This window comes from Methylocaldum sp. 14B, assembly GCF_002005105.1.
GTDB lineage: Bacteria > Pseudomonadota > Gammaproteobacteria > Methylococcales > Methylococcaceae > Methylocaldum.
The window spans coordinates 1-9,918 of record NZ_MSCV01000056.1; the positions used below are offsets into that span (position 1 = coordinate 1).

Annotated in this window: 10 protein-coding genes; 8 read left to right on the plus strand and 2 right to left on the minus strand. The window is 59.4% G+C overall.

Annotation, left to right across the window (positions count from 1 at the left end; translation table 11 throughout):
- The 5 genes from B2A78_RS25010 to B2A78_RS25035 all read left to right on the plus strand — a co-directional run.
- Positions 1-1,934: cation-transporting P-type ATPase (locus B2A78_RS25010; protein ID WP_143735316.1), on the plus strand; the 1,934-nt coding region annotated here is incomplete at its 5' end.
- 773 nt (positions 1,935-2,707) lie between these two features.
- The gene (locus B2A78_RS25020; protein ID WP_077732775.1) at positions 2,708-3,061 is read left to right on the plus strand and encodes a high-potential iron-sulfur protein; all 354 of its coding nucleotides are present in this window, start codon (positions 2,708-2,710) and stop codon (positions 3,059-3,061) included.
- A 186-nt stretch (positions 3,062-3,247) separates the two neighbouring features.
- Positions 3,248-3,544 (plus strand): hypothetical protein, encoded by a 297-nt coding sequence (locus B2A78_RS25025; protein ID WP_077732776.1) that lies wholly within the window; start codon positions 3,248-3,250, stop codon positions 3,542-3,544.
- A gap of 160 nt (positions 3,545-3,704) precedes the next feature.
- Entirely contained in the window at positions 3,705-4,148 is a 444-nt protein-coding gene (locus B2A78_RS25030) for an AAA family ATPase (protein ID WP_205780903.1), read from the plus strand.
- A 377-nt stretch (positions 4,149-4,525) separates the two neighbouring features.
- Positions 4,526-4,657: a DUF3096 domain-containing protein gene (locus tag B2A78_RS25035; protein WP_156880007.1), complete on the plus strand. Its 132-nt coding sequence runs from the start codon at positions 4,526-4,528 to the stop codon at positions 4,655-4,657.
- A gap of 114 nt (positions 4,658-4,771) precedes the next feature.
- Here the strand turns inward: B2A78_RS25035 and B2A78_RS25040 are convergent, their stop codons facing one another.
- Entirely contained in the window at positions 4,772-4,981 is a 210-nt protein-coding gene (locus tag B2A78_RS25040; RefSeq protein ID WP_077732779.1) for a hypothetical protein, read from the minus strand.
- Between the two features lie 103 nt (positions 4,982-5,084).
- Here B2A78_RS25040 and solA point away from each other — a divergent pair, with 103 nt between their 5' ends.
- Positions 5,085-6,212, plus strand: coding sequence for an N-methyl-L-tryptophan oxidase (gene solA / locus B2A78_RS25045; protein ID WP_168175554.1), 1,128 nt, complete (start codon positions 5,085-5,087; stop codon positions 6,210-6,212).
- Between the two features lie 208 nt (positions 6,213-6,420).
- On the opposite strand, the gene B2A78_RS25050 is transcribed toward solA, so the two are convergent.
- A complete protein-coding gene (locus B2A78_RS25050; protein ID WP_077732781.1) occupies positions 6,421-6,891 on the minus strand; it encodes a PepSY-like domain-containing protein in 471 nt (156 codons plus the stop codon).
- 522 nt (positions 6,892-7,413) lie between these two features.
- Between B2A78_RS25050 and B2A78_RS25060 the strand changes: the two genes are divergently transcribed.
- Together B2A78_RS25060 and B2A78_RS25065 are read left to right on the plus strand one after the other, a co-directional pair.
- Complete coding sequence (locus tag B2A78_RS25060) at positions 7,414-8,604, plus strand: M20 family metallopeptidase (RefSeq protein WP_240502681.1); 1,191 nt, start codon at positions 7,414-7,416, stop codon at positions 8,602-8,604.
- Entirely contained in the window at positions 8,597-9,733 is a 1,137-nt protein-coding gene (locus tag B2A78_RS25065) for a YbdK family carboxylate-amine ligase (RefSeq protein WP_077732784.1), read from the plus strand. Before B2A78_RS25060 ends, B2A78_RS25065 begins: the two co-directional genes overlap by 8 nt.
- The last annotated feature ends 185 nt before the right edge of the window (positions 9,734-9,918 follow it).

Consider the following 9,918-nt stretch of genomic DNA (forward strand, 5'->3'; position numbering starts at 1 on the left):
AAAGGTTATATTTCGCCGGCCGAACCTACGAGGTCACGGGTGAAGGCACCAAGCCGGACGGCGAGTTCCGTCAGAACGGCGAATCCGTGCCCGCCGAGACGCTGGAGCCGCTCCTAAAATGCGGGGCCGTCGTCAACGATGCGGAAAAGACGGGGGACGCCGCGGATTATTCCGGCGATCCCACGGAAGTCGCCCTTCTGGTCTCGGCCGCCAAGGCGGGGATCGAAGCCAAGCCGGAACGGCTGCGCGAAATTCCATTCTCGTCCGAGCGCAAGCGGATGACGGTGATCGCCAAGGAAGAACCGCCGATGGCGTACATGAAGGGCGCTCCCGAAGTGGTGCTGGAGCGATGCAGCTCGCTATGGGAGGACGGGGAAGCCAAGCCCCTCGACGAGGAGGCGCGACAGGCCATCGTCGATAAAAACAAAGAGTTCGCCGGCAGCGCCTTCCGCGTTTTGGCCTTTGCCCACAAGGAAATGCACGATACGGAGGGAAACGAGGACGAGATCGAAAGCGGAATGGTGTTTCTTGGATTGCAGGCCATGATCGATCCGCCCCGCGCCGAGGTGAAGGAGGCCGTTCAGGACTGCCGAAACGCGGGTATCCGGGTCATCATGGTCACCGGCGACAACCTGGCGACGGCCAAGGCCATCGGGGCGCAGATCGGTTTCAGCCCGGAAGGGGCCATGACCGGAACGGAGCTCGACCGCCTCTCCGAGCAAGAGCTGCCGCGAGTCGCGGAGAAAGCCGAGGTCTTTGCCCGCGTTTCGCCCCACCACAAGGTCGCGCTCTTGAAGGCGCTCCAGGAGAGCGGTCATCGGGTGGCCATGACCGGCGACGGGGTGAACGACGCCCCGGCCCTGCGCAATGCTCACGTGGGGGTCGCCATGGGCCGGCGCGGAACCGACGTGGCCAAGGAAGCTTCGGACATGGTGCTGCAGGACGACAATTTCGTGACCTTGCGCAATGCCATCGCCGAAGGCCGGGGCATCTTCGACAACATCCGCAAGTTCGTCAATTTTCTGCTGTCGGCGAACGCCGGCGAGATCCTGATCGTGTTCCTCGGCGTATTGGCGGGCGCCGCGCTGTTTCCCCGCCTTTTCGAAGGCCAGAGCGAAGCCTTGATCCTCACGCCGGTGATGCTCCTGTGGATCAATTTGATCACCGACGGGCTTCCTGCGCTGGCCTTGAGTACCGATCCCAAGACGGAAGGCATCATGAAGCAGCCGCCGCGCGGTTCCGGCGAACCGGTGCTCGATCGGCGCATCGTCGCCTCGATTCTCGGCATCGGCCTGATCATGGCCGCCACCGGATTGCCTTTGTTTTTCCACGGCCTTTGGAACACCGGCGACCTGGCCCGGGCGCAGACCCAGCTCTTCACCTTCATCGTCGTGGCCGAGATGGTCCGAATCCAGGTCATCCGGGCGCGTTACGCCCTGCCGATACTCTCGAACCGGTGGCTGGTCGCCGCCGTGGCATCGAGCCTGGCCCTGCAGGCGATAGTCCTTTATACGCCCGCGAACGAGCTCTTCGAGGTGGCAACGCTTGCGCCGGGTGACTGGCAGTGGATCGGCATCGCTTTTGCGGCCTTTCTCCTGCTGAGCGTGACGGCGGAAAAAAGTCTTGACCGGATTTTCGGCAGGAGAGTCGAGAGAGCGCTTAAGAAAGCAGCCGCCGAAAAGAAAATCGCTCCGCCCGAACGGGAAGAAAGATTGATGGCGTTTTACATCCTGAGCAAGGCGTTGCTGGACGCCTATACCGCCAGTTTCGGCAAAGAGGCGGAGGAAAAACCCAGGAGCGAAAACAAAACGAGCGACAAAGTGGAGGCTTTCCGTCTATTCAGCGAAGCGATGCTGAAAGCCTATGCGCGGACCTTCGACCACAGAGAGGGCACGGAGCCTCAAAACGCTCGAAAGCCCTCGAAGACCGAGTAGCGCATTTTTCATTTCCGTTTAGCGGGTTGTTTGTCCCAAAACTCAACCAATGAGCCGCTGAGCACGGTGCTTAATTTAGAGCGGGGAGCCGCCCCGCACGCGGGCTACGTTGCGAACGCCATCTCTAAGTACATTCAGGGAAGTCTTGCGGCATAGGCAACCTGCAGGACAACCCCGCCAATCTGTCGAGATTCCGCAAATATTTGCGGAATGTACTTAGAGCGTTTTCATCTCGCTCGTACGGCAAAACCGGCTTGGTGGACGTCGTTGGCGCCTTCGGCTCGGGTGAATGGATTCAAGCATTCGTAGGTCGGCAATCCTTTGCCGACGTATCGGCTCGGCGAAGGGCTTTGTCGGAAGGGGCGTCCTGGCGCTCCCAGGACGGCCGTTTGCGATTGGAAGGGTCGCGACTAAAGCGACCGTTTGCGATTGGAAGGGCAGCTCTGGCGCTCCCAGAGATGCCGTTTGCGATTGGCAAGGGATTGCCGACCTACATATCCGAATCCCTTACCGACTCGGAAAACGCTCTAGACCAAATGTCTCTCCATTTGGCTTAAAGCGTATTGCGCCGGTTGCGAAGCGGATAGCCCGCCGCACCAAACTACGAAATGCCAAGACCGTCTAATTGTTTATTGCCGTTCGCTCTATCGCTTGACGGCGACTTTCCGCAAGGGCATTGTTCACCCGGAAGTTGACTTGAAGTTCGATCCTCCATTAACTCGCTAGGGCGAGTTTCGATAAGCATCCGTACAACCTGGTTCAAGGAGAGTGCCATGTCAGATTCAAGGTTTCATCCAGGCCGACGTCAAGCCCTCAAGACAGTGGTCGCTACGGTGATGACTGTTTCGCTGAGCGGATTTCTACGGCGGGGACAAGCGCAGGAGCCGTCTCCTGCGGGCGCCCCCAAGCTGTCGCCGGACGATCCGATGGCCAAATCGCTCCGTTATGTGGAGGATGCAACCAAGGCTACCCGTCCCCCGAGAGAAGGCGTACCCGGCGAGCAGCAATTCTGCCACAACTGCAAGTTTCTCCAGGCCGGCGAAGGGGAATGGCGCCCTTGCAGCATCTTCGGCGGCAAACTCGTGAACGTTAACGGCTGGTGCAGCTCCTGGCTGAAGGCGGGTTAGCCGGCTCCGAACGGTAACACCGCCGCGCTCGGCGCGTTTCGGTGTTACCGGATTCGAAGATGTGTCGCCAGCTGCGCATGCATAACATCGATAAAAGTCACCCTGTTCCGGTTCGTGCGCCAACTCTGAACACATATGGGCTTGGATTCGGTGATTTATCCTGTCTGGATAGGGTAAGGAGGCCCAATGAAAACTAAACCGATCCCGATTTTCCGGGTGCTGGTGATGACGATCGGCTCGAGTGCCTTGGTGCAAGCGGCAGAATCGACATCGCCTCCCGCCTTCTCCGAGATCGATAAAAACAGGGACGGATACATTTCCGCCGATGAATCCAAGGCTGTGCCCGGTTTACCGGTATATCTGACGACCTTGGACCAGAACAGCGATGGCAAGCTCAGCCCCGAGGAATACGAGGGCTTGAAAATCCTGGCGCCCGACGAGGTCGGTCCGATCACTCTGCCGTCATCTGGACCGCTGCCGTAGACAGCATGCGGAAGCTCAAATGTCGAATACAGTAAGGCTGTCGACTCGGCTTTCGAGCGCGCCGTTTCCGACGTGTATGGGTTTCGATGAACGCCGTTGCTTGACCGCAGCACTCTGACATTCATGCCGAGAGTCAGTCTGGCGTTTTATGGAAACCATAGTGTTCACAGGAATTCAGGCAGCCGGGAAGTCGACCTTTTTCAAGGCATGCTTCGTCGATACTCACATACGGATCAACCTCGACATGCTGCGTACCCGACACCGGGAAAAGCTGCTGATCGACGCCTGTCTTCAAGCGAGGCAGCCTTATGTGGTGGAAAATACCAATCTGACTCGAGAAGAGCGCGCGCGTTACATCCCATCCGCCAAGCGGGCCGGGTTTCGCGTGATCGGCTATGCCTTCCGGGTCGAACTCGATGAAGCCTTGGTCCGGAATGCTTTGCGCAATACTCGTCGCAGAGTTCCGGAAAAAGCCGTCCGCGCCGCGTTTCGGCGCTGGCAGCCGCCCTCCTGGGAGGAAGGATTCGATGCGCTGTTCGATGTGTGGAGCAGCGGCGGCGAGTTTCAGGTGCAGGCGATCCCGCGTGAAGCCGAGCGATCGTGAAAGGCGAGCGGACGGCCCCTCCGGCGTTGCCTGACCTATTCCATTCGGCATTCGAATGAATATTAATCGTAGGATGGGTAGAGCGAAGCGAAACCCATCGATGGCGGATTAGCCCCTCGGCTCCGCTCGGGACAGGCCCTTCGACTGGCTCAGGACAGGCCCTTCGACAAGCCTGTCCTGAGCATCGTCGAAGGGCTCAGGACAGGCTCCGCGCAACCCGCCGACCCTTCGACTTGGCTCAGGACAGGTCCGAGGTCGCTCGGTGGGTTACGGCCTCGCGGCCTATCCCGCCCGGCAAAAATTAATTCTTATTGAAAGCGATTTGGAATTAAGACGAGCTACACTCATTCCCGTAAATTCAAGACAGGAGAATTCTCATGTACGTGCCTTTGCAGCCGGTTCTAGCGCTGGTGACCGGAATATTGATCTTGCTCGTGCCTAGGTTATTGAATTATCTCGTGGCGATTTATTTGATCGTCGTCGGCGTTTTGGGATTGATGCACCGATAATCGATCGGAATCGGCGGCGACGATATTATTTTTAATGGCGACCAAGCACCCCGTTTATTCCAAGTTTGCAAAGATTTAACGGCGGCGAGTCGATCGCCCGGTCGGGATTAGGCATCAATCCCGGCTTTCCCTGCCTACGCAATAAGCCAGGTATCCAATCAGCGCCAAAAGTCCTATTTCGCCTGCAAAGTCGCCCCAGGTGTAAATACTGAAACAATCCGGTACGGTTCCGAGCATCTCGAAGCCGCCGACGAATGCAGTGGCGAAAATGAAGACCAGGACCAGCAAATAAACTTGTTTCTTGCTGAATAATGGGTGAAACATAATCGCTTCCTAGTGAATTGTGCCCTGCCTAAGCTGCGTCCGACGCGACCGGCGCGTTTCGCCGGGCACGGACGACCGTCGAAGCTTCGCGAAGCGAATGGCCATGAAATCCGGTAAACCCTATGACACGATCGTGATCGGCATCGGCGTGGTCGGTGCGGCGGCCGCCTATCACCTGGCCCGGCGCGGACAGCGTGTCCTGGCATTGGAACAGTTCGACCTCGATCATTCGATGGGAAGCTCTCACGGCGAGTCGCGCATCATCCGCTACGCCTATAAGGACTCCATCTACGTGGACATGGCGAAACAGGCATTCCCGATGTGGCGCGATCTGGAGCAGCGCAGCGGCAAGCGCCTGCTGACGCCCTCCGGCGGACTCGACTTCGGTCCGGCGGATTCCCCCTCGCTGCTGGCCACGCGCGATTGCCTCGATGCCGCGGGAATCGCCTACGAATGGCTGTCTGCGAGCGAGAGCGCCCGGCGTTTTCCGCAATTCCGGCTCGCCCCGGACATGGCGGCCATTCATCAGCCGGACGCGGCAATTTTGAATGCCTCGATCTGCGTGCGGACTCTGGCGGAAATGGCGCAGGCCTGTGGCGCCATGCTGAAGACGAAGTGTCCGGCGACGAAGATCGAACCGTCGAGCGACTCGGTTTACGTGGAAACGCCCGAAGGCGGATTCACCGCGGGGAAGGTGGTCGTCAGCGCGGGCTCCTGGGCGGGAAAGCTGCTGCAGACGCTGGATTTGAATTTGCCGCTGACGGTGACCCGGCAAGAGCAGGTATTTTTCGAGCCTGCCCGGCGCACCGCGTTCTTGCCGGGGACATTCCCGGTGTTTATCCATCATCGGGAACCTTGGATTTACGGACTGCCGGATACGGGCGCCGGACTCAAGATCGCCGTCCACAACCTGAGCCATGCGATCGACCCCGACGACGTTCGCCCCGCGCAGGACGACACGTCCGTCGACACCGTGCGGGCATGGGTCAAGCGCTTCCTACCCTGGGGCGACGGCCCGATTCGCGAGAAGCGCGAATGCCTGTACACGATGACACCCGACGAACATTTCATCATCGATACGCATCCGGGCTATTCCAACGTGGTCATCGGCTCGCCGTGCTCTGGACATGGATTCAAGTTCGCCATCCTGACCGGATTCTTGTTGGCGGATCTGGCCCACGGGCGGGCGCCGACGCAGGAACGATTTACGGTGCGGCGTTTCCTGGAATGACGAGCCGGAAGACGCAAGGAGAAAATGAGCCCGCTCTCCCGAGATTCGAACGGCATGGACACATCTCCGATTAGCTTGGACATTCGATCCGCGATGAACCTGTGGGCGAGACCGGCCATCGCTTGCGCCAGCCGAAATGCTGCTCGCAATCGAGCCGTGGATGAAAAACGCTCGACCGAACCCGGATTGCCTGCTTCGGCCTCAAGGACTAGCAGCGCGATAAAATCCTTCCATCGGTATCGAATTCGACCTCGCGCTCTTTTTTGCCCTCCCTGATTTCGACCTCATAGCTCTTTACGGTGCCGCTGGTATCGGAAACCTGAAAGGCTCGCTGCAGCGTGGCTCGCGGATGGGCGCTCTTTACCGCCTGCAGTACGGATTCAGGCAGCTCATCGAGTTTAATGACCTTTTCGGTTTCAACCAGAGTGCCGTCCGCGCTATAGACCTCGGAGCGTTCCTGCCCCTTCTCGTCGCGATAGGCGATTTCATAAGCCTCCTTGCCATCGAGGACTTCTTCCTCGTACTTCACGCCTTTGGCAGCGGGATGATCTTTTTGAAAGGCCGCGAGGACTGCCTGAGGAACGTCCTGCTTGTTCAGTAGCGGTTCATGCGCCGCGACGAGCGCGGGATTGATGATGGCCGCGCCGAGTATCGTGGCAAGGAATGACTGTCCGTTCATGATATTTCATCCTGAGGAATGATTCCGATCCTTCTTAGACATCCGTTCACCATGAGATTCTACGTCCGGCCTTTCAACTTTTAGAACCGCCAAGCCGCGAATTGGTCTACGCACGGGTGGCCGGGTTTCGACAAAGGGATTGCGGGATTGCCACGCGATCGGAACTAACACACACGGCGGCTATCTAGTACTTTATGGAAAGCTGAAGAACATGCCCGCTCGAATAAGAACCTTATGCTTGGGTCGTTTTATTAACGCGGCCTATAAATATAGGCTGGGTTAATCCGGGGCAGGGATGCCCCGGCGCGGCGACAAGCCGTGTGAGCCCCGGCCGGGCGTGTACCGGCCTGGGCGGCGGCCTGAAATACCAGGAGGGTATTTACGGGTCTGATTAATAGAAGCTGTGGTTCGGCGGCTTGCAGCCGAGGCAACATCGCCTCCGACGGAAGTACTTTTTCCAATGCCGATCTCCACTCCCGGGCCGATGGCGATCGGCCATTCGAATTTCTCTTCCGGATATCGATGAGATTGACGAACGATAATCCCATGGTCGGGCGCTCCGATGTCGAGCGGATTTATCCCCGCATGGTGGAGTTGCGCCGATTGCTGCACCGCTATCCCGAACTCGCTTTCGAGGAAGCCCAGACGGCTCGCATGATCATGGAGGAGCTCGATCGCCTCGGCATTCCCTACGAATACGGCGGCATCGGAGGCGGTATCGTCGCCCGGATCGCGGGAAAGAGCGAAGGTGCAACCGTGGCTTTGCGGGCCGAGATGGACGGTCTGCCGGGGGTAGAGACCACCGGCCTGCCTTTCGCGTCCCTGAATCCGGGCAAAATGCACGCCTGCGGCCATGACGGACACATGGCGATGGTGCTCGGGGCCGCGGCCTTGCTCAAGGACGATCCGCCTCCGGGGAACGTTTTGCTGATTTTTCAGCCGGCGGAGGAACGCGGCGGCGGCTCGCGCATCATTCTTCGTTCAGGGGCCCTCTCGGGCGTCAAAGCTATTTTCGGCGGACATGTGACCGGGCATTACCGAGTCGGCGAGATCATGGTCGCTCCCGGCGTGCTCACCGCCCAGTCGGACGGTTTCCTCATACGAATCCAGGGACGCGGCGGACACGGGGCGAGACCGCACGAAGCGGTGGATGCGGTGGTGGTCGCCGGGCTCCTGATCGTGGCGATGCAGACTCTGGTATCCAGGGAGGTGAACCCGGTCTATCCGTCCGTGATCACCATCGGCCAGGTGAGCGCCGGCAGCGCGCCCAACGTGATCGCCGAAACGGCGACGCTCCGGGGCTCGATACGCACCACCCTGCCGGAGGTGCGGAAACATCTCCTCGAAGGTCTGGAACGCATGGCCAAGGGCATCGGGGATCTCCACAATGCCCGGATCGAGGTGATCGTCAACGAAGGCTATCCGCCGGTGGTGAATACGCTCGTCGAATCGGAAATCGCCCGCCGGGCAGCCGGGAAGATCGTCGGCGAAAAGGGGCTCGTGTCCATGGAATATCCCAGCATGGGATCCGAAGACTTCGCCTACTATCTGCAGGAAATTCCCGGCTGTTACGTAAGGCTAGGCGCACGCCGGGAAGGATGGGAACACATTCCCTTGCACAGCCCTGCCTTCGATTTCGACGAAGAGGTGCTGAAAATCGGGGCGGCATTCTTCGACCGGGTGACACGCGATGCCATCGAGGCGTATGCATGACGACGAGCTAGAATTCTCCGGTTCGAAATCTCCCACCGTGGGAATCGAAATCGAATTTCAGCTGCTCGATCCGGACACGCTCGATCTGGTCGACGGCATACTTCCCCTGCTCCGGGACCACCCGGAGGAACCCCGCATCAAGCCGGAATTCACCCAGTCCACGGTGGAAATCAATTCCTGCGTATGTGCCGATATCGAAGAACTGCGGTCGGACGTTACCGGCCTGGTCAAAGAACTGAAGCGCCGCTGCGAAGGATTGCATTTCACGCTTTGCGGCGCCGGCACGCATCCCTTCTCGCTGCGTCCGGCGTCGGTGACGCCGCTGCCGCATTATGTCGAGATGGAGCAGCGCATGGTTTACCTGGCGCACACGCTGAAAACCTATGCGCTTCACGTCCATGTCGGGATGCCGTCGGGCGATGCCGCGGTCGTCGTGATGAGCCAGCTCAAGCCCTATCTGCCCGTTCTTCTGGCACTCTCGGCCAGCTCCCCGTTTTGGCAGGGCCAGGATACCGGTTTCGCCTCGTTCCGGCAGCGCATCCTGGCGGCGATGCGCGACTACGGCCTGCCGCCGAGCTTCACGTCTTGGCGCCAGTTCGCCCAGTGTTTCGAAAACCTCCGAACGGCGGGCGCCGTCCACGTGGTCAGGGACGTCCACTGGGATATCCGGCCCAGTCCCCATTACGGCACGCTGGAAGTTCGCGTGATGGATGTTCAGCCGACCCTGCGGGAAACATTCATGCTGGCCGCCCTGGTCCAGACCCTACAGGTTTATCTGCTGCGGTGTTGGGAGCAGGAAAAGCCGGTTCGTCCCGCGATGCCGCAACACTGGTGGGCGGAAAAGGAAAACTGTTTCCGAGCCTCTCATCGCGGGGTGGAGGCTGAGATCATCGTCGACGAGACGGGCCATGTTCGTCCCATCAAGGCGTTTACGCGCGAATTGCTGGCAAGCTTGGCGGAAACGGCCGAAGAATTGAGGACCAAAGACTGGCTCGATCAACTCGAAGCCCGACTCGACACCGGGCACAGCTACCTCCGTCAGCGAGCCGTCTTTTCCGAAACGCGATCCCTGCAAAAGGTGGCAGCGAGCCTGGTCGGAGAATTGGAAGCGGAACTGATCTCGCCATAGTGCGAGCTTCCGTCGACCGGTTTGCGTCAGGCCGGGCATTAAAGCGTTTCCCGGCAACTCATCCGGCCTTGGGTGATTGCGCCCCGAATTCCTGTCGACCGGACCTCGCGTCGATTTCCTAAACGGACTTATCCCGAATTTCCGTTCCCATCGGACCGCCTCGAATCGGCGGTGTTAATCAAATT

Excerpts from the sequence above, each read along its gene's own strand:
- B2A78_RS25025 (WP_077732776.1), top strand. The coding sequence starts at position 3,248 with ATGAAAACTAAACCGATCCCGATTTTCCGGGTGCTGGTGATGACGATC.
- B2A78_RS25050 (WP_077732781.1), bottom strand. The coding sequence starts at position 6,891 with ATGAACGGACAGTCATTCCTTGCCACGATACTCGGCGCGGCCATCATC.
- B2A78_RS25065 (WP_077732784.1), top strand. The coding sequence starts at position 8,597 with ATGCATGACGACGAGCTAGAATTCTCCGGTTCGAAATCTCCCACCGTG.
- B2A78_RS25020 (WP_077732775.1), top strand. The coding sequence starts at position 2,708 with ATGTCAGATTCAAGGTTTCATCCAGGCCGACGTCAAGCCCTCAAGACA.
- B2A78_RS25035 (WP_156880007.1), top strand. The coding sequence starts at position 4,526 with ATGTACGTGCCTTTGCAGCCGGTTCTAGCGCTGGTGACCGGAATATTG.
- B2A78_RS25060 (WP_240502681.1), top strand. The coding sequence starts at position 7,414 with ATGAGATTGACGAACGATAATCCCATGGTCGGGCGCTCCGATGTCGAG.
- solA (WP_168175554.1), top strand. The coding sequence starts at position 5,085 with ATGAAATCCGGTAAACCCTATGACACGATCGTGATCGGCATCGGCGTG.
- B2A78_RS25040 (WP_077732779.1), bottom strand. The coding sequence starts at position 4,981 with ATGTTTCACCCATTATTCAGCAAGAAACAAGTTTATTTGCTGGTCCTG.